We start from the raw sequence: 21,371 nt of genomic DNA on the forward strand, positions 1-21,371 counted from the left end.
CATGAAATCAGGAATTCATCCGGACTATCACCCGGTGGTGTTCGAGGATGTGAGTACCGGCAAGCGGTTCCTCACCCGCTCGACGGCGACCGGCACCCGGACTGTCGATTGGTCCGATGGCAACAGCTATCCACTGATCACTGTCGATGTCACCTCGGACTCGCATCCGTTCTGGACCGGGGCGCATCGCGTCCTGGATACCCAGGGACGGGTGGAGAAGTTCGAACGCAAATACGGCAGGCGCACACCGCGCACCGGCTCCGCACGGGGGGAGAGCTGAGATGGCGGTGCCGAAGCGGCGGATGTCGCGTGCCAACACCCGCAGCCGTCGTTCGAACTGGAAGGCGAAACCTCCCGATCTGGTACCGATCAGTGTCGGAGGTGCCGTCTATCGGATTCCGCGTCGCCTGGTCGCCGGGGTCCGGCGCGGTGTGATCGATCCGACTCGGCTGTAGGGGAGGCGCTTTCGCCGCGTGCGGCGTCGAAGGCGGCCCGGCTGGACCGGATTCGATCGTGGTGCAGCCGGGCCCAGCCGACCACCGGTTCGACCGCGACCGCGAGTTCGTGCCCGATATCGGTGAGGGCGTACTCGACCTGCGGTGGGGAGGTGGCGAAAACGGTCCGGCTGATCAGGTCGTCGCGCAGTAGGTGCCGGGTGGTGAGGGTCAGCATGCGCTGGGAGATGTTCGGGATCGCCCGCTGGAGTTCGCGAAAGCGCCGGGGGCCCTTGTCCAGTTCCACCAGGATCAGCAGACTCCATCGGTCGCCGAGGCGTTCGAGCACCTCTTTGAGCCCGCAGTGCTCTCCGTCACAGGGTCCGTCGTGCGCGGCGGTGCCGGCCTGGTCGGTTACCTCGGTGTGCCCTGTTCCCATGAATGTGCCTCCTGTCGCACCCGGCTCAGCCTAGCCACGATGAGCGGGTGAGATCCCCGGCGCATGAGCGTGATTCGTCGGCGAGCGACGAAATGCTCTGCGGCGCGGCATATTCGATCGGACAGGAGGTGCGGGATGATCATGGTCACCGGGGCTGCGGGTGGACTGGGCGGTGCCGTACTCGCACGACTGCGTGCGGTGGGCGCCGAGGTGGTGGCGGGATCCAGCCGGCCGGACGGGGTGGAGTCTCCGGTTCGCCGAGTGGATTTCGACGATGTGGACACCATGACCGTGGCGATGACCGGCATTCGTACGCTGTTGCTCGTCTCGGCCGGGTTCGCCGAGGACGACGTCGTGATGCGGCGGCACCGGCAGGCGATCGACGCGGCGGTCGCGACCGGGGTGCGGCATATCGTCTACACGAGTCTGATCGGCGCCGGCGATCAGCTGTCCATCGCGACCCCGCATCGCTATACCGAAGCCCTGTTCGCGGCCGCGCCGGTCGACACGACGATTCTGCGCAACGGCCTGTACACCGAACTGTTCGCGGGCGAGGTGATCCGCGCGGTCCATGCGGGGCATCTGTCGGTTCCGTGGGGAACGGGCCGGGCGTACCCGGTTGCCCGGGACGATCTGGCGGCCGCCGCCGCGACAGTGGTGCGGGAGATCGACGCCGATCGCGCCGCCGGTGCGCAGGTCCGCCATGCCGGCGCGGTGTACGAGTTGGGTGGACCCCGGGCGGTGGGGGGTGCGGAGCTCGCGGAACTGGCCGCGCGGATCGCGGGTCGTACGGTCGAATATCGGCCGACCGCATTGGCCGACGCACGGGCCGAACTCGTCGGCTTCGGCCTCCTGCCCTACCAGGTCGGGCATATGCTCTCGACCTCGTCGGTGATCCAGGCCGGGTTGCTGGAGAGTTCCGCTTCCGATCTGCCCGGGCTGCTCGGAGACGAACCGAGCGATCCGGCCGACGTGATACGGCTGGCGGCCGGATCGCTCGGGTGAGTGTCAGCCGGCCTTGGTGGCGAGCGCGGAGAGGGCGGCGGCGAGCTGGATGTACTTGTTGTTCGCCAGATCGCCCACGGTCTTGACGCCCAGCGCCTCGAGCAGTTGCGCATCGTGCTTCTCGGTCAGGCCGGCCAGCGCGGAGGGCGGAGCGGCGAGGATCTCTGCCAGAGATTTGTTCTCGTATGCCTTGTCGAGGACCTTGTCGAGCACCACCGAAACTGCCATGGGATCTCCTTGGGAGCATGTCGTATTCGTCGTCCGCGCAGACGATAGCTCGCAGTGTGCTGCCGCGGAGGTGGTTTGACAATTGTTTACCGGCCCGACGGGTAGCGGTGACCGAAATATTGTGCCGTTTGCCCGAATTCAGCGATCATTCGGTTATTGAATAAATCCCCATCAGCAGGACTGTCGATGTACAGTGGCTTGCGAGGCGGTAACTACCGCCCGAATTGCCAACTGCTGGTAGGTTTTTGGGCCTGAAAAAGTCCGGCGGAAGCGCTGCCTTCCAGCGCACATCCGGGTACCCTCGTGGCTGAGGGCGGGTTCTCCTGGAAACAGGAGAACCCGCTCATCGCCACTCTCGGGCCGGTTCACCCCTGTACAGCTCGTTGTGGTGCCGCTTCCAGAGCCGGTCGGCTCTCCTCCTCGCCCTCCTCGTCGGGCTTCCGCAACAGGTCCTCCAGCAGTGCTTCCCAGCGTGCGATCTGCTCGCCGATCACCTCGGCCGGATTCTGCAGCAGTGCGGCCAACAGCGACAGCGGCCACGGCAGCTGCGCCGGCGGCTGAACCTGCCGGGTCAGCTCCGCCACTGTCGTCTCCAGATCTCCGATTTCCGTGCGCAACTCGTCGATCTGCCGCAGGGCCGCGGCCAACGCCTCCACGACCGTCCGATCGCCGGTCTCACCCACCTCGCCCAGCTGGGGCCAGCCGCTCAGGCCGGGGCCGCGCAACTGGACCTGCACATCGCGCAATATCGCTTCCTGCTCCGGAGTCACATCCGCCTACCTCTCCTGTGCCCGCGCTGCCGGTCCGGCCCCGTGGCGCACCCCGGCGCCGCTGCTCGGGCCGCGCCGAAACGCATGGTCCACACTGTAATTCGCGTGGCCTGGTCGGCGCGAAACATTCGGTTCCGGTTGCCGTGAGGTGCCTGGATCGACGAAGATCGACAATTCTCGAATCGCCGGAGATATGTTCCTCGAAATAGCATTTTCGGCGTGTCGGATAAGCCGGTGGTGTAGCTGGTGTGGTTTCGCCGCCGGGCCGTTGATGTATCGAGTAACGCGGTGACCGCGCCTTCGTCGGTGTGGCGACCGCTGCGCCGGAGTGCGGGCCGAAACCGCGCGGAAGCGTGTCGCCGGATATGAGGTGTCCCAGCTCACGGTGCGTTTCCATAGTGGCCGCGACAGGTCGCGCATGGAGGCTGCGTGGTTGCGGAAACGTGTACCGGAAGTCGTGAAATGTCCGAATTTTCGAGTTCTTAACATTCCTGGCATCTTCTTGGCGGCTTATTAACGGCCTTTGTTACGTGGCTGTAATGGGTGCGGAGCAGCCTGTCTAAGGGTCCGATTTCGAGTCGGACCGAGGCGCCGCTATCGGTGCCGCAACTGATGAGAAAGTGATGAGGGTATGAAGCTCAGGAAGTTCGCCGCCACGTCGGCTCTGGTCATCGCCGCGCTGGGAATCTCCACCGGCACCAGCTTCGCGGCTCCGGCACCGGCCGCCAACCCCGACATTCACTACACGGCGAATGTTGTCGACAAGACCGTTGTGGTGAAGACCGACGCCGGCTCGCTGACCACGGAGGGCAACTCATTCCAGGTACGGGACAACGCGGGCAAGGTCGTAGCGGGCTTCCCGCTGAGCTACCAGCACGACGGCCTGGAGTATCCGATCGCCGCGCAGATCGACGGTAACCAGGCGGTCCTGGCCCCGAGCACGGATCCGGCGACGGCGCACCCGGCGCCGATGCTGCACGACACCGCCAGCCGTTCGGATCTGGACGCGGCCAACCAGAGCGCCATCAACGAGCTCGGTATCGCCACCAGCATCGGCACCCTGGTCGGCACCGCGATCGGCCTGGCCGGTGGCTGTGTCCTCGGGGCGGCTCTCGGCACCGCGTTCCTGGTCATCCCGGGTTGGATCGGCGGCTGCCTGACCGGCGCCGCGCTGGGCGCCCCGCTGGGTGCCGCTGCCGGTCTGGTCGGCGTCGGCGGTATCTCCGGCGTGCTGGTCGCGGTCGAGTACTTCAACCGGATCAACGCACCGGCCGAGGGGTAACAGCAGACAGCACACCATGATCGGGGCGGGCCGCAGTTGCGGCCCGCCCCGATCGCTGTTCGTCTCGCGATGCCGTCCGCGTCGCCCGTCAGCCGATCGGCTGAGGCACCCGGCCACCGGGCCGGGGCGAATCGGCTTGGGGAGCGGCGGAGTTCGTGTTCTGCGCGTTCGTGTGCTGCGCCGCCTGCGCCAATTGGCGGGAGCGCGTGGTGCCGGTCCGGTCGGGCGCCACCAGCACCGCGGTGATCGGCACCGCGAGCGACAGTGTGCCCACGACGAAGACCGGCACGAACAAGGTGAACAGGTCTTCGCCGTCCGGTTCACCGGACGCGGAATCCAGATCGACGTGCAGGCCGGCCTGTCCGAGATAGTGCACGGCGGTGATCGCCAGCGCGTACAACACCGCGACCCCGGCCAGCAGAAGTATGGAGCGGGTATGCGTGGTGGCCCACAGCAATCCGATGGAGGTCGCTACCGCCAGGGCGCCGGCGGCCACGGAGAGCCAGATGTTCACATCGGCCGAACCCTGCACTCGGACAGCGCCCATGGCGAGCATATGCATCACGCCGATGCCGATACCCATCACGGCGCCGCCGCCGATCACGCGAGCCAGGGTGCTCTCCCGTCCCGCGATCAGCAGTCCGGCCAGCACCGCCGCCACCGCGATCAGCGCCGCCACCACCATCGCGGTGATGTCGTAACGGATCTCACCGGTGGAGACCCCGACCCCGAGCATGGTCACGTAGACGGTCAGCCAGGTGCCGACCCCGCCGATGGACACCGCGGCCGCGGTGAGCCACACCATTCGGAACCGGGCGGTCACCGACAGTGTCGACTGCCGGACGCAGGCCAGACCCACGACGGCGCCGGCCGCGGACACCCCGAGCGCCAGCCCCAGCACCCAGTAGCCCATGGTGAAGTAGTTCATCCGTTCCCATCCCCTCGGGTTGCGGCGTTCAGCTCTGTCCCACGGTCGCGTGCGCGGCGGTGAGCCGCTGAATCGCGTATTCGGTGACAGCGGCGAGGGCACGCCGCACCTCGTCGGCATCGCGGGCGTCGATATCGACCACCGGCACACCGTCACGGATCGACAGCGCCTCCCGTAGTTCCGCGACGGGGAAGCGCGGTGCGCCCGGAAACCTGTTGACCGCCACCAGGAACGGCAGTCCGCGGGCCTCGAAGAAATCGACCGCGGCGAAGCTGTCCTCGATCCGGCGGGTGTCCACCAGGACGACCGCGCCGATCGCGCCGCGGATCAGGTCGTCCCACATGAACCAGAACCGGCGCTGCCCGGGCGTGCCGAACAGGTACAGGGTCAGATTGCCGGGCAGGATGATGCGGCCGAAATCCATGGCCACCGTGGTGGTTTCCTTGCCCGGTGTGGCCGACAGATCATCGATACCGTCGGATACACCGGTCACCATGGCCTCGGTGCGCAGCGGCACGATCTCGGAGACCGCGCCGACGAATGTGGTCTTCCCGGCGCCGAAGCCACCCGCGACGACGATCTTGGTCGACGCGGTGCGGCTTTCGGGCTCCGGGTGGGGCGGCATCGGAGCCGTCGAATTCTGAAGTTGCATGGAGGGATTCTGGTATGGGAGCGGCGGTTGGGGGGACGAGCTCGGGGAATTCGGTTGTGATGCGGGAGGATAACGTTCGGCAATGTTGGCAGAGGGCGCCGCTGGATCGGAAGTCGCGTCCGGATCAGAGGGCACGGAGTCCACGCAGGGTCCTCTCCATCAGTGATCGCCGCTCGTCGAAACTGGCGTCCTCGCTGAGGGTGGTGTGCACCCGCAGCGTGCCGGCCACCACCAGGTCGCCGATGACGACCCGGATCATGCCCAGTGGACGTTGCAGGTGGGCGGCGATTTCGGCAACCGAGAGCCGACCCGCGCCCAGACGCAGAATATCTGTTCGTATATCGCCTGCGGGCCAATCGAATTGATTGGCATAGGGCAAAGTCTCCACGACTGCCTCGAGCGGAAGCTCCACCGCGGGCTCGGTGCGCCCCGCAGTCAGTGCGTAGGGACGAACGCGTGTTGTCGGCCGGCCGGACCCGGCTCCGAAGGAGCTGGTCATGACAATCGTCAAACCGCCGAACGGGCCGTGGCTTGCACGACGGATCCGACACGGTCGACCAGCAGGGCCATTTCATACCCGATGCGGCCGATATCGTGTTGCTTGTTCGCCAGGACCGCCAGATGCGAGCCGTTGCCCACGCTCATCACCAGCAGATAGCCGCGCTGCATATCGACAATCGACTGCATCACCTTGCCGCCGTTGAACAATTGCGCCGCGCCCGCGGACAGACTCGCCAGACCGGCGGTCACCGCGGACAGTTGCTCGGAGCGATCGGCGGGCAGGTTCGGGCTGGTCGCCTGGAGCAGGCCGTCGGCAGAGACGAGCACCGCATGCGAGACCCCAGGCACCTCTCTGGTGAATCTGGTGACGAGCCAGTTCAAATTCTCGTCGGTCGAATTCTGCGCAGTGTCGGTCATGCAAAGCCTCCGTCGTTCTGCTGAGCGTCGTTGTGCTGGGCCGCGGTCTGCTGGGCGCTGACACGTCCGCTGCGAACGCCGCTCAGGTGCCTGGACAAGTTGGCGCGGATTTCCTCCGGGTCGCGAGCCTCGGCGGCGTCGTCCTGCGTCAGGCCGCCGGGCACCAGCTGCGCACCGGGTCGGCGGATGGGCAGGCCACCCGTGGTACGGGCGGACGCGGTGGGTGCGCTGGCATCCGCCGCGGCCGCCCAGCCGGCATCGGCCGGGGAGGACCACGCGCCGCTCGGACCGTTCGAGGACGGTTCGACCAGCCACTCCGACACCATCCGCTGATAGATGGGTGTCGGAGATTCGGGTTTGGCCGGCGTGTCCGCATCCGGCCGGGGCGGCGCGAGGGTCGCGCCGTGTCGTGACAGCGGCGTGGGTTCGAGATCCGGGGATCGCTGCGCCGGCGCCATGATCGCTGTCTCGGCCCAGATATCGATGGGCTGCGGCTGTGGTTGCGGCCGAGGATCGGCCGGAGCCGGACGTCGCGCGGGCGGCGCCGGAGGTTCGAGATCGCGTTCGGTCACCGGGGCCCACGAATCCGAGGCCGGGTCGAAGACCTCGTCACGCGGTGGCGGAGCCATATTCGTGGCGGTCGGGTGATCGTCGTGGAAGTCCGGCTCCGCACGCAACGCCGCTTCCTCGCGCGCGGCCGCTTCCTCGCGCGCGGCCGGATCCTCGGTGAGCTCCGGCTCCTCGCGGGCGGTCGCCTCGTCGTCGGTGTCGGTGTTCTCCCGGAAGAGATCGAGGCCGCGCAATACGCCGTCCTCGGCCGGCTCGGGTGCCGGGTGCTCGCTCTCGGAGGCGTCCGGGAGAGGGGTGAGGCGGGTGACCGGGGTCGCGCTGTCGGCTCCGGAGTGCCCGCTCGGGCGGCGCTGCGGCAGACCGGCACTGGTGAACCGGGGCGGTTCCGCCTCGTCGCCCGATGCGCTGTCGCCGAAACGCTCCGGCGGGTTCGGCACCGCGGTGAGGGTGCGGCCGGGCGCGGGGAAGTCGGTGACCGGTGCCGGGAAGTCGGGAACCGGTGTGGTGAAGGTCGTGGTGATCGGCGGCGGCGCCGCGACGTCGGCCGGGGAGACCAGGGCGCCCGGCAGGTGCACGCTGGCGGTGATGCCCGGCTGCTGCGCCATCGTCGAGGTGCGGCGCAGGCTGACGGTGATGGTGTGCCGGCTGGCGAGCCTGCCGACGACGAAAAGACCCATGCGGCGCGCGGTTTCGATGGTGACCTCACCACCGGAGGCCAAGCGCTCGTTGGTCGTGCGCATATCCTCCGCCGACATACCCAGACCGCGGTCGGTGATCTCGATCAGATAGCCGCCGTCGACCGCGCGCGACACCGAGACCGCGACCGGCGTGTTCGGCGGTGAATAGCGCAGCGAGTTGTCGATCAGCTCGGCGAGCAGATGTTCGATGTCGACCGCGGGTTCACCGGCGACGATGCCGTCGGGCACCGAACCGATCTCGACCCGCTGATAGTCCTCGACCTGTGAGACCGCACTCCACAGCATGTCCGACAGCGGCACCGGCGGCAGATGACCGCGACGCAACGCGGTTCCCGCCAGCACCAGCAGGTTGTCGCCGTTGCGCCGCATGCGGGTGGCGAGGTGGTCGAGGCGGAACAGGCTCTGCAGGCGACCGGAATCGTCCTCGTCGCGTTCCAGATCCTCGATCAGCGACAGCTGCTGTTCCACCAGGGACTGGCTGCGGCGCGACAGCGTCTCGAACATATTGCTGATCTGCAGTCGCAAGCGCGCCTGCTCGGCGGCGAGGTAGAGCGCTTGGCGGTGCATGTCGTCGACGGCGCGGGCCAGCTGACCGATCTCCTCGGTGGTCTGCACATCGACCGGGACGATCTCGGGAGTGGCCCCGCCGCCGCGCACGACCGCGAGCTCGGCGGGCAGGTCGGTGTGGGCGACCTGCAGCGAATCACGACGCAGGCGGCGGATCGGGACGACCAGCGACCGGGCGACCGCCAGCGCCAGCGCCAGGCCGGCGAGCAGAGTCACCACCACGAGCGCCACATCGCGCAGGACGGTGCCGCGCGCATCGATCGAACGATCGGACAGTCCGGAGGTGATCAGGTCGACCAGATGGCCGGTGGCCTCGTTGTAGGTCTGGGTGCTGGTTTGCAGCGATTCCGCCACACCCGGCACCCGGATCGGCTCGACCGCGTTCTGACTCAGCGCGGCGATACGCGCCTGCAGCGCGCCCAGCAGCACATCCGGTTTCAGCGCCGATTCCGGCTGCACCACCGCGTACTGGTTGATCATCGTCATCTCGGCGCCGGTGGCGGTCAGCACCTGGGCCAGCACCGCCGGATTGTTGCCGATCTCGCCGCTCTCGAGCGCCAGCTGCTGCTGGGTGAACATCTGGCGGGCGATCGCGATGACACCCATCTGCACGTAATACCGCTCGATGGTGGTTTCCTTGGGCGTCGCCAGCGAGGACACGGCGTTGCTGACGTGGCTGTTGACCTCGCCCGCCTGCTTCACCACCTCCTGCGGCGCACCGCCGTGCAGGCTGTTGCGCAGGGTGCGCCCGGCCGCCAGGGCCTCGGTCAGTTCGGTGGCGACCCGCTTCTCGGCGGACGAATTCTGCAGCGCTGTCTGCAGATCGGCCGCGGCCTGATCGAAGCGCGCGGCGGATTGGTCCAGCGTCGATTGCGGCACACCGATATTGCCCACCGTGACGGCGAGATTATTGGCCGCCGAGCCGAAATCGAGTGTCGGCCGAATGATCCGGGCCTGCTCACTGGCCGTGTTCAGCTGTGAGATCGTGCCCAGTTCGTCCTTGATCCGAAGGATGGCGAAGGCCGATGCCAGCACAACCGGCAGCAGTAGCACGATGCCGACCTTGCTGGTTACGGACAGGTTGGACAGACTCTTCTGCCATGGACGCGGTGCAGTGCCCATCCCGCTTCCGTCGCCTCCGCTCGCGCACGTGCCCCGGGTTCCGGCCGCCGCCCGTATCTGGCCGTCGGGTCCAACGGGTTCGAGAACCAACTAGAGGTCTACTTTTACCGCTGGCAACATACCGTGCGAGCACGGCTACGGCAATTTGGAGGGTTTCCGCGACAGCGGTCTATTTCCGCTCGGCGCAACAACTTTCGCTCGCAGCCGACACCGTTCGGAAGATTTTTGATGAATTCGCAGGTCATCACTTGTAGGCGGTCGGCGTGTCGAATGGTCTGTTCTCAGTCGGCTCTCAGTCGATCCGGTCAAACTGGAAGCCATGCGAATTCTGGTAGTCGACGATGATCGCGCGGTGCGCGAGTCGCTGCGCCGGTCGCTCACCTTCAACGGATATACCGTCGAGCTGGCTGTCGACGGCCTCGACGCGCTGGAGAAGGTGAAGGCGTCCCGGCCCGATGCCCTGGTGCTCGATGTCATGATGCCGCGGCTGGACGGCCTGGAGGTCTGCCGCCGCTTGCGCAGCACCGGCGATGATCTGCCAATTCTCGTACTGACCGCCCGGGATTCGGTCTCCGAGCGGGTCGCCGGGCTCGATGCAGGCGCGGACGACTACCTGCCGAAACCGTTCGCCCTCGAGGAATTGCTGGCGCGATTGCGCGCACTGTTGCGCCGGACGACCGCCGAAGCCGCCGCGGATTCCTCCGAGCGGATGTCTTTCGCCGATCTGTCCCTGGATCCGGTAACGCGTGAAGTGTCGCGCGGTGAGCGTCCCATCAGTCTGACTCGGACCGAATTCTCGCTGATGGAAATGCTGATGGCGAATCCGCGCCGGGTACTGACCCGCGGCCGCATTCTGGAAGAAGTCTGGGGTTACGACTTCCCGACCTCCGGTAATGCGCTCGAGGTCTATATCGGCTATCTGCGCCGCAAAACCGAGGCGGAGGGGGAGCCGCGGTTGATCCACACCGTTCGCGGTGTCGGATATGTGCTGCGCGAGACCCCTCCGTAGGCCTGGCGTCGTGGCGAGAACTCATCCGGGCAGCGCCGGCCGCCCCGATCGCGTGGCGCGATTGCGACCGCGTCCCGATCCGCACGCCATGCGCCCGCCCATGCCGCTGACCCGATCGGTGTCGCTGCGCTGGCGGGTCACCCTGCTGGCGGCATCGGTGGTGGCCATCGCGGTCGCGGTCACCTCGATCGCCGCATATGCGCTGGTGGCGCGCGCGTTGTACGCGGATGTGGACAGTCAGCTGCGCAGTCGTTCGGACGTGATGGTCAAGAACAACATCGATCTGCAGGGCTTCCAGGCGATCCTGATGTTCAGCAGCCTGTATTCCAACGATATCGGGATCGCGCTCATCTACCCGGAGGGCGATGTCCCGTATGCGCCACCACAACCGATGGATCCGCCCATCGGCCCGGCCGAAATGGCGGTCGCGCACGGGAAGGTCGATGTCTCCCTGCGGACCGCGAGCAACCAGCGGGTCTTGGCTCGCCGCACCGAGTCCGGTGCCACCCTGGTGATTTCGCGATCCCTGCAGCCGACCCGGGAAGTGCTCGACCGGCTCGCATGGCTGCTGTTCACCATCGGCGGCTGCGGTGTGCTGGTGGCCGGCGCGGCCGGCGCCACGGTGGGACGCACGGGGCTGCGGCCCATCGCCCGTCTGACCGCCGCCACCGAACGCGTCGCGCGCACCGACGATCTGACGCCGATTCCGGTCACCGGTGACGACGAACTGGCCCGGCTGACCGAGAGTTTCAATCTGATGTTGCGTGCGCTCGCGGAATCGCGGGACCGGCAGCGGCGGCTCGTCGCCGACGCCGGGCACGAGCTGCGTACGCCGCTGACCTCTCTGCGCACCAATATGGAACTGCTGATCGCCTCGTCGCGTCCGGACGCACCGCCGATTCCCGAGGAGGACATGGCGGGTCTGCGCTCGGATGTGATCGCCCAGATCGAGGAGCTGTCGACACTGGTCGGCGATCTGGTGGATCTGGCTCGCGAAGACGCGCCCGAAACCGTCTACGAGCGGGTCGATCTCGGTGAGGTCGCCGAGCGGGCCCTGGAGCGGGTGCGGCGCCGTCGCGTCGATGTGGATTTCTCCGCCCGGACCCAGTCGTGGTTCGTCTACGGGCACGACGCGGGGCTGGAACGCGCGATTCTGAACGTCCTCGACAACGCGGCGAAATGGAGTCCGCCGGGTGTGCAGGTCGTGCTGACCATGCGCGAAACCGGGCCCGGCCTCATGGAGATCACCATCGACGACGCCGGGCCGGGAATCCCGCCGGAGGAACGTGAGCTGGTGTTCGAACGCTTCTACCGGACCACGGCATCGCGATCGATGCCCGGGTCGGGGCTGGGACTGGCGATCGTCAAGCAGGTGGTGTCCAAACACGGTGGCACGATCACCGTCGACACCTCCGATCGCGGTGGCACGCTGGTCCGCATCGTCTTGCCGGGCGAGGCGCCCACGGCCGAGGACCGTCGTGGGTGAGTGCCGGGAATGATCACGGTTCGAGGTCGTTCCCCACACGGAAACCGCAGGTGCGCAAAGGTAAAGCCATAAGCTGTCTCCGGTGTCGCACACCGCCCGTATGCGGTAGGAGTCACCGAGAACTGATAGCACGGTCTCAGTCCGCTCTCAGTCGCTGTCACCAGGCTGGGCGACAGACTCGAGGAGAAACGAGAAATATGACCGAGGATTCGAAGGACAGGCGGGACGAGCCGGCCGGTTCGACTCCACCGTCGGAGGGGACCGCGTCGCAGTCGGGAGGGCCCGAGGCGGCCGCACAGCCGGGAGGTGCCGGCACCACGGGCTCGGTGCCGCCGGAATCGGGCGGGGGACGGACCGAACAGTTCTCCGCGAATCCGCCGGCGGGCGGGCCGGTGCCGGGCTACCCGGACGCGGGGCACACCGCGCCGCTGCCGCCGTACAACCCCTACGCCTCCGCCGAGCAGACGTCGCCTCAGCCGGGCCATCCGGGTGCGTACCAGCCGGGCCCGGGCGCGCCCTATCCCGGCGCCCCCGGCCCCGGCGAACCATACGGCGGCGTCCCGGCCGCGGGCCCGGCTCCGCGCTCGCGCGGCCGCGCCGGTCTGCTCGTCGGCGCCGTGGTACTTGCCCTGTTCGCCGGCGGTATCGGTGGCGCGGTCGGCACCCTGGCCACCCGTTCGGACAACAACAGCGGGCCGGTGAACAACGCCCTCAGCGCGCCCGCGCCGGCGAATCCGGCTTCGGCCATCGCGCCCCCGGGATCGGTCCCGGCGGTGGCGCAGAAGGTCCTGCCCAGCGTGGTGATGATCCGGGTCGCCGGTGCGCGCGCCGAGGGGGAGGGTTCGGGGGTGGTGTTGTCCTCGGACGGGCTGATCCTGACCAACAACCACGTCGCCAGCGGTGCGGGCCCCAACGCCAAGATGGAGGTCGCCTTCCAGGACGGCACCACCGCCACCGCCTCGGTCGTCGGCGTCGACCCGGTCTCCGATCTGGCCGTCATCAAGGTGGCGGGTAAGAGCAATCTGACCCCGATCGAACTGGGCACCTCGAACAATCTGCAGGTCGGCCAGTCGGTCGTGGCGGTCGGCTCGCCGCTGGGGCTGGCGGGCACCGTGACCACCGGTATCGTCTCGGCGCTGAGCCGGCCGGTCTCGACCAGCGGGGAGGCGGGCTCGCAGGGCACGGTCATCTCCGCCATCCAGACCGACGCGGCGATCAATCCCGGCAATTCGGGCGGCGCCCTGGTCGATACCAACGGCAAGCTGATCGGCATCAATACCGCGATCGCGACGCTGGGCGCCTCCGAGATGCCGGGCGGGTCACAGAGCGGGTCGATCGGCCTGGGCTTCGCGATCCCGGTGGATCAGGCCCGTCGCGTCGCCGACGAACTGATTAAGACCGGTCATGCGACCTACGCTCAGATCGGAATCTCGGTCCGTGCTCAGGACGACGCCAACGGCGCCCGGGTCCTCGACGTCACGCCCGACGGACCGGCCGCCAAGGCGGGGATTCCCACCGGTGCGATCGTGACCAAGGTCGACGATCAGGTCATCGATTCCGGTAACTCTTTGATCGCCGCCGTGCGGTCGCATCAACCCGGTGACAAGGTGAAGGTGACCTACACCGACGCTCAGGGAAAGAATCCGAAAACCGTCGAGGTGACCCTCGGCGCCGCACCCGCGGAAGGTGGCAGATGATCCGTGAACCGCGCCCATTGACAGTGCTTCGCCCGCCGGACGACGACGAGGCCGGGGGACCGGAGTGGTTGTCGCCCACGGACGCTACGGTGAGCGATATGGAAATCGATGCTCCTGTGGCGGGCCGTGCACTAGTTGTGGTCGTGGATGATCGAACCGCACATGGCGGGGTGGACTCGCAGGGCCCGCTGGTGACCGAGTTGCTCACCGAATTCGGGTTCCTGGTCGATGCCACGATCTCGGTCGCCGGCGACGAGATCGAGATTCGCAATGCCCTCAACACCGCGGTGATCGGCGGTGTCGACCTGGTGATCTCCGTCGGTGGCACCGGCATGTCACCGCGTGATGTGACCCCGGAGGCGACGCTCGAGGTGCTCGATCGCGAGTTGCCCGGTATCAGCGAGGCGCTGCGCGCGTCGGGCCTGGCCGCCGGATCGCTCGACGCGGGGCTGTCGCGTGGTCTGGCCGGCGTCTCGGGCAGCACCCTCGTGGTCAACCTGCCGGGCACCCGCGACGCCATCCGCGATGGAATGGCCACCCTGGGCCCGCTGGTCAGCAAGGTCGTCGACGAACTGTCCGGTCTGGCGGAATGATCGCGTGACGACCGAGCGGCCCGCTGACGATCAGCACCCGGGTGATTCGCCGACAGCGGATCGCCCGGGGCGGCGTCGCGCCCGCTCGGCCGAAGATGCCGCCCGTTTGGCCCGCGTCTTCGGGGAGACGCTGCCGCGGGCCAGCAGTGACGAACGGGCGCCCGACGGTGAACTGCCGCGGTCGTCCGACGAGTGGTTGCGCTCGCAGGTGCCACCGCATCACGGCTGAGCACCCGCGACCGCGCACCGACAAACCCTCTGTTCACGGCTCCCCGCGAGCCGGGGCACATAGCGTGGAATATCAGGACACGGAGACCGAGATCCAGGGCTGATCGGTCTCCGTGGAATCGTTTCTCGCGCAGAGTAATTGATCCAGAGGAATACCTGATATGAAGTTCCACGCAACCGCGGCCCGGCTGACCTGCGCCGCGGCGGCGGCCACCGCCGCGCTCGGGTTGTCGTCCACCGGTGCCGCCGATGCCGACGCCTTCGTCTCGCTGCCGGGCGGAGATCTGTCCAAGACGCTGTCCGACGGCACCGTGGTGCACGTTCGGCTGGACGGCGAATCGGCCGGTATCGGTCCGTCGCTGGGCGCGATCCGTCGCACTGCCTCGGTATCGGGTAATGCCCACGTCGAACTGTCCGGCGGTACCACGGCGGTCGGCGGCAGTATCTACCCCGGCTACACCGTGGGGTGTCAGGCCGACATCTCCGGCGACGGCGCCGACGGCGGTCCGAGCGCCGGCACGACGTGGAGTGGCGGGGAGAACGCCAAGCCCACCGCTGGTGGCAATGTCGGCGGCAATCTGACCCTGGGGCCGGGACAGGCCACATCGTTCTACGTCCTCGATGGCGAGGAACGGGACGATTTCGGTGACGACGCGCACCGGCCCCGCAACAAGTTCGAGGGCGCCGACGGTTCGGTGTCCTGGTCCGGCGAGATGATCGGCCTCACCGGATGTGCCGGGCCCGCACAGGCGCGCGCATTCGTCAACGTCGAGGTCGAGACCGACAGCGTCATCTCCTGGGTGACCCTGTGGGGTCAGCCGTTCGGCCTGGACTGACAACGATCGCGGGCCGGCGCATCGGCGCCGGCCCGGGATGTAAACGATCGTCGGAGTTCAGAATTCGTGCCGGCCACCCGAGCTCTTGCTGCTCTCGGAGAGCAGATCACGGATTTCGGTCAGCAACGCCACCTCGGACTGTTCGAGCTCCTTGACCGACGTGCGTTTGGCCATGGCGCGCGAGGCGGGCAGCACCAGGATGAAGTACAGGATCGCCGCGATCATGATGAAGTTGATCGCCGCGGTGACGATCGGCCCGAGCGCCACGAAGGTGGACGGTTTACTGGAATCCAGATAGAAGCCCCAGCCGTGTTCGTTCGCGCCGCCGAACAGATCCAGAATCGGATTGACGAATCCGTCGACGATCGCGGTGACGACCGCGGTGAACGCCGTACCCATCACCACCGCGACCGCCAGTTCGATGACATTCCCACGGAGCAGAAAGTCCTTGAAACCCTTCAGCATTGCGGCTCCTGTCTCATCGGGCGTGCCCGGGGCCGCACCGAATGGTCTGGTCATGGCATCCGAGGCGATTGCTATCCGCTATCGGATGAGCTACTCGGGATGCTAACGGACAGTTGTGGCAAATGCTTGGCGAACACAGCGAATGTCAGTGAAACACCACGGTCAATGCGGTATGGAGGGAAGCCGCCGCCACGGTGGTGGCATGCTCCGGATCCAGTGCCAGCAACACGATTCGCTCGGTGCTGGTGTGCGGCCGGGCCGCGGCATCCGTAGCGGCGGAGACCAGGACGACCGCGGCGTCGACGGCGAGTGTGCGCGCGGCCGGTGCGTGCTCCCGGCGCTGCGGGCCGGGGCCGGAATCATCGGAATCGGAACGTGACTCGTCGGCGGCCACCACATCCACCCGATCGCCGGCCCGCAGGATGGCCGTTACGGCATTGTCCGCCAAGCGCATCGGCACGATGCGGGCATCGGCCGCACCGGTGGTCGCGGCCGCGAGGCGCGGGCCGACGATCCGCAGATCGGTGAGGACCTCCCCGGCGTGCACGGCGCCTGTGGAGGTCGCGCCGACCAGTCGTGCCGGATCGTCGATCGCGCCCTCGGGTAACGCTTCCGAGGGCAGGTCGGTGCGGTGCAGATCGGCCGGGGTGAGGATCGCACCGGGTGTCAGGTCGCGGGCGGCGACCACGACCGGCGCGCGATGTCCGCCGGGGTCACCACGGAGTGCGACGACGGCCGCCAGTACGGCGAGCGCGGCGGCCGCCGAGCGTCGCACCAGGGTGAGATCGAGCCACGGTGGCCGCAGCCGGGCCAGGATTTCGGTGCCCCGGGTGCGGCCCAGATCGGCATCCGGGCCGGAGTGCAGGTGATCGAATCGCAAGTGCCGCATGGCGGTCACGCTACGGTCGGCCGGTCGCCGGAACGCGATGACAACGCAGGTCGAAACCGGTTTGTGGATAACCGGCAGACTGTGGAAAACCTACGCCGTCGGGGGACGGGTCAGGCGACGGCGGTGCTGGTGGCCGACGAACTCGACGACGAACCGGAACCGGTCGACGAAGAACCGGAGCTGGTCGACGACGATCCGGACGAGCTGGTCGAATCGCTGGACTTGGTTTCGCTCGACTTGGCGGCCGGCTCACTGGCCGACGACGAACCGTTGCGGCTGTCGGTCCGGTAGAAACCGCTGCCCTTGAATACGATGCCGACCGAGTTGAACAGCTTGCGGAGCTTGCCGTCGCACTTCTCGCAGGTGGTCAGGGCGTCGTCGGAGAACGACTGCACGATGTCGAACTTGTCACCACACTGCGTGCACTGATACGAGTAAGTAGGCACCTGCGAACCTCCACGGTTTTCGTCTTTTAGCACTCTACAGCTGACAGTGCCAACAGTGCCAATCCGCCGCTGATTCCCGACCCGCTCCGACCGCCGTCAGCGGTCCGCCCGGGGCTCGTCGGCATCGAGTTCGCACAGCCCGCCGAACGGCAGCAGCGCCCAGCTCATTCGCCGGTCGTGGGGTTGTTCCGGTAGCCGGTCGACCAGCTCCTCGTCGCGGACCACGGCCACCAGGCGGGCATCCGGCCGGGCCGCGGGCAGGCTGCGGTCGTAATACCCGGCGCCGCGGCCCAGCCGGACACCACGCCGATCGACCGCGAGCGCCGGAATCAGCACGACGCGCGGCCACCCCAGCGCCTTCGGGCCCAGCCGGGGGCCGTCGGGTTCCAGCAGGCCGTAGCGGGCGCGGCGCAGCGCCTCGGCGCCGGTGTACTCCGCCCAATCCAGCGGGCCGGGCGGTCCGGTCACCGGCACCAGCACCCGCGCCCCGGCGGCCCGCAACGCGTCGAGCATCGCCAGGGAGCCCGGTTCGGTGCCGACCGGGATGTAACCGCCGATCCACTCGGCCGAGGTGCTCGCGCCGAGTAGCGCGCGGACCGACCGCGCCAGTGCGGCGGCCTCCGCGGTCCGGGCCTCGGGTGTCACCGCGGCCCGGCGGGCCAGCAATTCCGTGCGCCACCACTGCTTGTCCCGCTGACCGCCGCTGTCCACGACGTCAACCCTAGGTGGGTGAATCGTGAGCTTGCTCCTCCTGGTGTTTCCCGGGCGCCGGGACGGGGAATCGCTGACCCGACGCGGTAACGCGAAGACGCTGGTGATGCCGCGAAACAATGGTCCCGGCCGGAGTCGAGGCGACGAGGCCCGACGCTCGGCGGTGGACCGCGGCGCGGTTGCCGCGGCACCGATCGGTGCGACGGCGCCGCCGCGGCCACCTAGGCTTCCCAGGTGCCGGGCCGGTGCTGCGCCGGTCCGACGACGAGATGGATGGATAGGGTGTGCACTTATGACAGCTGACGCCGGATCGGACGCGAAGCAGGCCGTGACCTCCGCGACGTCCTGTTTCCGCACTGCGGTGGTACCCGCGGCCGGACTCGGGACACGGTTTCTGCCCGCGACCAAGACCGTGCCGAAAGAGCTGCTGCCGGTGGTCGACACACCCGGAATCGAATTGGTGGCCGCCGAGGCCGCGGGTTCCGGCGCCGAGCGCCTGGTGATCGTGACCTCGCCGGGCAAGGACGGTGTGGTCGCTCATTTCGTCGAGGATCTGGTACTCGAGAGCACCCTGGCCGAACGCGGCAAGTTCCATCTGCTGGAGAAGGTGCGCAAGGCGCCGGGTCTGCTCGATGTGTCCTCCGTGGTCCAGGAGGAGCCGCTGGGGCTCGGACACGCGGTGGCACAGGCCGAGCAGGCGCTCGATCCCGATGAGGACGCCATCGCGGTGCTGCTGCCCGATGATCTGGTGCTGCCGTGCGGCGTGCTGGACGTGATGACCCGCGTGCGCCGCAAGCGCGGCGGATCGGTGCTGTGCGCGATCGACGTGCCGAAGCAGGAGGTCAGCGCCTACGGCGTGTTCGACGTCGCGCCCGTTCCGGATGCCACCAACCCCGATGTGCTGCGGGTGGTCGGCATGGTGGAGAAGCCGACATTGGCCGACGCGCCCTCGACCTTCGCGGCCGCGGGGCGGTATCTGCTCGATCGCGCGATCTTCGACGCGCTGCGTCGCATCGAACCCGGTGCGGGCGGGGAACTGCAGCTCACCGACGCGATTTCGCTGCTGATCGCGGAAGGACATCCGGTTCATGTGGTGGTCCACCGTGGGTCGCGCCACGACCTGGGCAACCCTGGCGGTTATCTTCGTGCTGCGGTCGATTTCGCTTTGGAGCGAGACGAATACGGCCCCGCCTTGCGCGAGTGGTTGCAGCGTCGGCTCGCTCCGGATTGGAACCCGCAGCTCACCTCGTCGCAATGACGGGGTCGGCCCGATCCCGTCACCACGGGATCGGGTGATCAGTCGGAGTGAAGGGGAAGGGCGGCATGCGCTCGGTTGAGGACCAGCAGATCAAGGTGACCGCGGCGGCCGTCGCCCCGCGGCCCGTCCGGGTCGCGATTTCCGAGGCTCAGGGTCTGCTGTGTGCCGAGGATGTCGTCACGGAACGTCCGCTGCCGGGATTCGATCAGGCCGCGATCGACGGCTACGCCGTGCGCAGTGTCGATGTGCAGGGCGCGGGCGCCGACGTCCGCACCGAGGAGGGCGATCCCGTCGATCTGACCCTGCCGGTGGTCGGTGAGGTCGCCGCGGGCTCGCGGCAGCCGATCCGCCTGCAGCCGCGCCAGTCGGTGCGCATCGATACCGGCGCGCCGCTGCCGACGCTCGCCGATGCGGTGCTGCCGCTGGACTTCACCGACGGCGGCCGTGCCCGGATCAAGATCTACGAACCGGTCCGGTCCGGCGACTACGTGCGGCGCATCGGTGACGATGTGCAGCCCGGTGATGTCGCGGTCCGGGCCGGAACCATCATCGGCGCGGCCCAGGTCGGTCTGCTGGCGGCGGTCGGCCGGGACAAGGTGCTGGTGCATCCCCGGCCGCGATTGTCGGTCATCTCGATCGGTGGTGAGCTCGTCGATATCGATCGCACCCCCGGACCGGGGCAGGTCTACGACGTCAACTCCTACGCACTGGCCGCCGCGGCCCGCGACGCCGGTGCCGATGTGAACCGGGTCGGCATCGTGAGCGCCGATCCGAAGCGGCTACGCGATGTGGTGGAGGGGCAGCTGGTCCGCTCGGAGGTCGTGGTGATCGCGGGCGCGGTCGGTGGCTGGGCCTCCGACCAGATCCGCGAGGCCCTGGAGGGTATGGGCGAGCTGACGATCGATCGGGTGGCCATGCATCCGGGTTCGGTCCAGGGTTTCGGGCGTCTGGGGCGCGATGAGGTGCCGACCTTCCTATTACCGTCGAATCCCGTTGGCGCACTGGTAGTTTTCGAGATCATGGTGCGCCCCCTGATCCGTATCGCGCTGGGCCGGCGGCATCCGATGCGACGGATGGTGCGGGCTCGTACGATCATGCCGATCACCTCGATGGAAGGCCGCCGCGGCTATCTGCGCGCACAGCTGATGCGCGATGAGCAGACCGGCGATTACCTGGTGCAGCCGCTCGGGGTCAACGGATCGTCACATCTGTTGTCCACCCTGGCCGAGGCCAACAGCCTGATCGTCATCGACCCGGAGGTCACCGATGTTCGCACCGGTGACGAGGTGCAGGTCGCGTTTCTCGCACAGCGCGGGTGAGATGTGGACATGAATGTGTTCCGGGCCGCGCAGCATCCCGGCTGGCCCGCCCATCTCGGACCCGTGCGCGTCGCGGGTGGTCGGGTGACCCTGCGCCCCGTCCGGCTGCGGGACGCGGCCGCGTGGTCGCGTATTCGCCTGCGTGATCGCGAACATCTGGAGCCGTGGGAGCCGACCGGCCGCGGCACCTGGGAGGCCCGCAATCACGCCTCCAACTGGCCCGCGTTGTGGTCGAGTCTCAAGGCCGAGGCGCGGCGCGGTGCGATGGTGCCGTTGGTGATCGAGGTCGACGGGTCGTTCGGCGGTCAGCTGACCATCGGCAATATCGTGCGCGGCGCGCTGCGTTCGGCGTGGATCGGCTACTGGGTGGCCAAGGATGTCGGCGGGCAGGGGGTGGCGACCGCGGCTCTGGCGCTGGGACTGGACCACTGCTTCGGTCAGGTCGGCCTGCATCGGGTCGAGGCGACGGTGCGGCCGGAGAATCTGGCCAGCCAGGCGGTACTGCGCAACGTGGGCTTTCGCGAGGAGGGCGTACTGCGCCGCTACCTCGACGTGGACGGCGCGTGGCGGGACCATCTGCTGGTGGCGATGACCGTCGAGGAGGTTTCGGGCACGGTCGTCGACCGGCTGATTCGGTCCGGACGTGCCGCTCGGCCGTGACCGGCAGCCATGACCGGCTTGTGACGCGTGGGACAGGTGTGGGCGGCGCGCCTTCGGGATATTCCTGTGACGCCCCATTAACCTACGGACGTCGGTGGTGCGTCCGGTGCCGGGACGAAACAGGTGGCGAGAACTGTCGAAGGGACAGCGGTCAGGCGGGG

24 protein-coding genes and 1 pseudogene are annotated in these 21,371 nt (G+C 68.0%); 13 read left to right on the forward strand and 12 right to left on the reverse strand.

What is annotated here, in order from left to right; translation table 11 throughout:
• Position 1: 1 nt before the first annotated feature.
• Both LKD76_RS04875 and rpmF read left to right on the forward strand, forming a co-directional pair.
• On the forward strand, positions 2–280 hold the full coding sequence (locus LKD76_RS04875; protein WP_227979755.1) for a type B 50S ribosomal protein L31: 279 nt from the start codon (positions 2–4) through the stop codon (positions 278–280).
• Position 281: 1 nt separating this feature from the next.
• Positions 282–455 carry a 50S ribosomal protein L32 gene (gene rpmF / locus LKD76_RS04880; RefSeq protein WP_227979756.1) on the forward strand — a complete coding sequence of 58 codons (174 nt, stop codon included), beginning with the start codon at positions 282–284 and terminating at the stop codon, positions 453–455.
• 67 nt (positions 456–522) lie between these two features.
• Here rpmF and LKD76_RS04885 read toward each other — a convergent pair.
• Positions 523–873: pseudogene (locus LKD76_RS04885) on the reverse strand (winged helix-turn-helix transcriptional regulator); the annotation flags it as partial.
• A gap of 135 nt (positions 874–1,008) precedes the next feature.
• On the opposite strand from LKD76_RS04885, the gene LKD76_RS04890 reads away from it, so the two are divergent.
• Positions 1,009–1,878, forward strand: a complete 870-nt coding sequence (locus LKD76_RS04890) for an NAD(P)H-binding protein (protein ID WP_227979757.1) — start codon at positions 1,009–1,011, stop codon at positions 1,876–1,878.
• A gap of 3 nt (positions 1,879–1,881) precedes the next feature.
• On the opposite strand, the gene LKD76_RS04895 is transcribed toward LKD76_RS04890, so the two are convergent.
• Both LKD76_RS04895 and LKD76_RS04900 read right to left on the reverse strand, forming a co-directional pair.
• Positions 1,882–2,106, reverse strand: coding sequence for a hypothetical protein (locus LKD76_RS04895; protein ID WP_227979758.1), 225 nt, complete (start codon positions 2,104–2,106; stop codon positions 1,882–1,884).
• A 365-nt stretch (positions 2,107–2,471) separates the two neighbouring features.
• A complete protein-coding gene (locus LKD76_RS04900) occupies positions 2,472–2,876 on the reverse strand; it encodes a hypothetical protein (protein ID WP_227979759.1) in 405 nt (134 codons plus the stop codon).
• Positions 2,877–3,507: 631 nt separating this feature from the next.
• On the opposite strand from LKD76_RS04900, the gene LKD76_RS04905 reads away from it, so the two are divergent.
• Positions 3,508–4,158, forward strand: a complete 651-nt coding sequence (locus tag LKD76_RS04905) for a DUF8020 domain-containing protein (protein ID WP_227979760.1) — start codon at positions 3,508–3,510, stop codon at positions 4,156–4,158.
• Positions 4,159–4,246: 88 nt separating this feature from the next.
• Here the strand turns inward: LKD76_RS04905 and LKD76_RS04910 are convergent, their stop codons facing one another.
• From LKD76_RS04910 to LKD76_RS04930, 5 genes are all read right to left on the reverse strand, one after another.
• The gene (locus LKD76_RS04910; protein ID WP_227979761.1) at positions 4,247–5,086 is read right to left on the reverse strand and encodes an MHYT domain-containing protein; all 840 of its coding nucleotides are present in this window, start codon (positions 5,084–5,086) and stop codon (positions 4,247–4,249) included.
• Between the two features lie 28 nt (positions 5,087–5,114).
• Positions 5,115–5,738, reverse strand: coding sequence for a GTP-binding protein (locus LKD76_RS04915; RefSeq protein ID WP_227979762.1), 624 nt, complete (start codon positions 5,736–5,738; stop codon positions 5,115–5,117).
• A gap of 124 nt (positions 5,739–5,862) precedes the next feature.
• Entirely contained in the window at positions 5,863–6,237 is a 375-nt protein-coding gene (locus LKD76_RS04920; RefSeq protein WP_227979763.1) for a DUF742 domain-containing protein, read from the reverse strand.
• 8 nt (positions 6,238–6,245) lie between these two features.
• A complete protein-coding gene (locus LKD76_RS04925; protein WP_227979764.1) occupies positions 6,246–6,656 on the reverse strand; it encodes a roadblock/LC7 domain-containing protein in 411 nt (136 codons plus the stop codon).
• On the reverse strand, positions 6,653–9,613 hold the full coding sequence (locus LKD76_RS04930) for a HAMP domain-containing sensor histidine kinase (RefSeq protein WP_227979765.1): 2,961 nt from the start codon (positions 9,611–9,613) through the stop codon (positions 6,653–6,655). The genes LKD76_RS04925 and LKD76_RS04930 overlap by 4 nt, the downstream gene beginning before the upstream one ends.
• Before the next feature lie 319 nt (positions 9,614–9,932).
• Here LKD76_RS04930 and LKD76_RS04935 point away from each other — a divergent pair, with 319 nt between their 5' ends.
• The 6 genes from LKD76_RS04935 (at position 9,933) to LKD76_RS04960 (ending at position 15,462) form a co-directional block, all read left to right on the forward strand.
• Complete coding sequence (locus LKD76_RS04935) at positions 9,933–10,622, forward strand: response regulator transcription factor (RefSeq protein WP_227979766.1); 690 nt, start codon at positions 9,933–9,935, stop codon at positions 10,620–10,622.
• Positions 10,623–10,710: 88 nt separating this feature from the next.
• Positions 10,711–12,108: a sensor histidine kinase gene (locus LKD76_RS04940; RefSeq protein WP_227985097.1), complete on the forward strand. Its 1,398-nt coding sequence runs from the start codon at positions 10,711–10,713 to the stop codon at positions 12,106–12,108.
• 197 nt (positions 12,109–12,305) lie between these two features.
• Positions 12,306–13,805 carry a S1C family serine protease gene (locus tag LKD76_RS04945; RefSeq protein ID WP_227979767.1) on the forward strand — a complete coding sequence of 500 codons (1,500 nt, stop codon included), beginning with the start codon at positions 12,306–12,308 and terminating at the stop codon, positions 13,803–13,805.
• A gap of 98 nt (positions 13,806–13,903) precedes the next feature.
• Positions 13,904–14,398 carry a MogA/MoaB family molybdenum cofactor biosynthesis protein gene (locus LKD76_RS04950; protein WP_227979768.1) on the forward strand — a complete coding sequence of 165 codons (495 nt, stop codon included), beginning with the start codon at positions 13,904–13,906 and terminating at the stop codon, positions 14,396–14,398.
• Between the two features lie 4 nt (positions 14,399–14,402).
• On the forward strand, positions 14,403–14,627 hold the full coding sequence (locus LKD76_RS04955; RefSeq protein WP_227979769.1) for a hypothetical protein: 225 nt from the start codon (positions 14,403–14,405) through the stop codon (positions 14,625–14,627).
• A 160-nt stretch (positions 14,628–14,787) separates the two neighbouring features.
• On the forward strand, positions 14,788–15,462 hold the full coding sequence (locus tag LKD76_RS04960; RefSeq protein WP_227979770.1) for an MspA family porin: 675 nt from the start codon (positions 14,788–14,790) through the stop codon (positions 15,460–15,462).
• Positions 15,463–15,519: 57 nt separating this feature from the next.
• Here LKD76_RS04960 and mscL read toward each other — a convergent pair whose 3' ends face one another.
• The 4 genes from mscL to LKD76_RS04980 form a co-directional block, all read right to left on the reverse strand.
• Positions 15,520–15,927 carry a large conductance mechanosensitive channel protein MscL gene (gene mscL / locus LKD76_RS04965; RefSeq protein ID WP_227979771.1) on the reverse strand — a complete coding sequence of 136 codons (408 nt, stop codon included), beginning with the start codon at positions 15,925–15,927 and terminating at the stop codon, positions 15,520–15,522.
• Between the two features lie 145 nt (positions 15,928–16,072).
• Entirely contained in the window at positions 16,073–16,816 is a 744-nt protein-coding gene (locus LKD76_RS04970) for an RcpC/CpaB family pilus assembly protein (RefSeq protein WP_227979772.1), read from the reverse strand.
• Between the two features lie 110 nt (positions 16,817–16,926).
• Positions 16,927–17,262, reverse strand: a complete 336-nt coding sequence (locus LKD76_RS04975; protein WP_227979773.1) for an FmdB family zinc ribbon protein — start codon at positions 17,260–17,262, stop codon at positions 16,927–16,929.
• A 96-nt stretch (positions 17,263–17,358) separates the two neighbouring features.
• Positions 17,359–17,973 (reverse strand): 5-formyltetrahydrofolate cyclo-ligase, encoded by a 615-nt coding sequence (locus LKD76_RS04980; RefSeq protein ID WP_227979774.1) that lies wholly within the window; start codon positions 17,971–17,973, stop codon positions 17,359–17,361.
• 292 nt (positions 17,974–18,265) lie between these two features.
• Here LKD76_RS04980 and LKD76_RS04985 point away from each other — a divergent pair, with 292 nt between their 5' ends.
• From LKD76_RS04985 to LKD76_RS04995, 3 genes are all read left to right on the forward strand, one after another.
• The gene (locus LKD76_RS04985; RefSeq protein WP_227979775.1) at positions 18,266–19,231 is read left to right on the forward strand and encodes a UTP--glucose-1-phosphate uridylyltransferase; all 966 of its coding nucleotides are present in this window, start codon (positions 18,266–18,268) and stop codon (positions 19,229–19,231) included.
• Positions 19,232–19,296: 65 nt separating this feature from the next.
• Positions 19,297–20,550: a molybdotransferase-like divisome protein Glp gene (gene glp, locus LKD76_RS04990; protein ID WP_227979776.1), complete on the forward strand. Its 1,254-nt coding sequence runs from the start codon at positions 19,297–19,299 to the stop codon at positions 20,548–20,550.
• Between the two features lie 9 nt (positions 20,551–20,559).
• Positions 20,560–21,210, forward strand: a complete 651-nt coding sequence (locus LKD76_RS04995; RefSeq protein WP_227979777.1) for a GNAT family N-acetyltransferase — start codon at positions 20,560–20,562, stop codon at positions 21,208–21,210.
• The last annotated feature ends 161 nt before the right edge of the window (positions 21,211–21,371 follow it).

The organism is Nocardia spumae (assembly GCF_020733635.1).
Taxonomy (GTDB): domain Bacteria; phylum Actinomycetota; class Actinomycetes; order Mycobacteriales; family Mycobacteriaceae; genus Nocardia; species Nocardia spumae.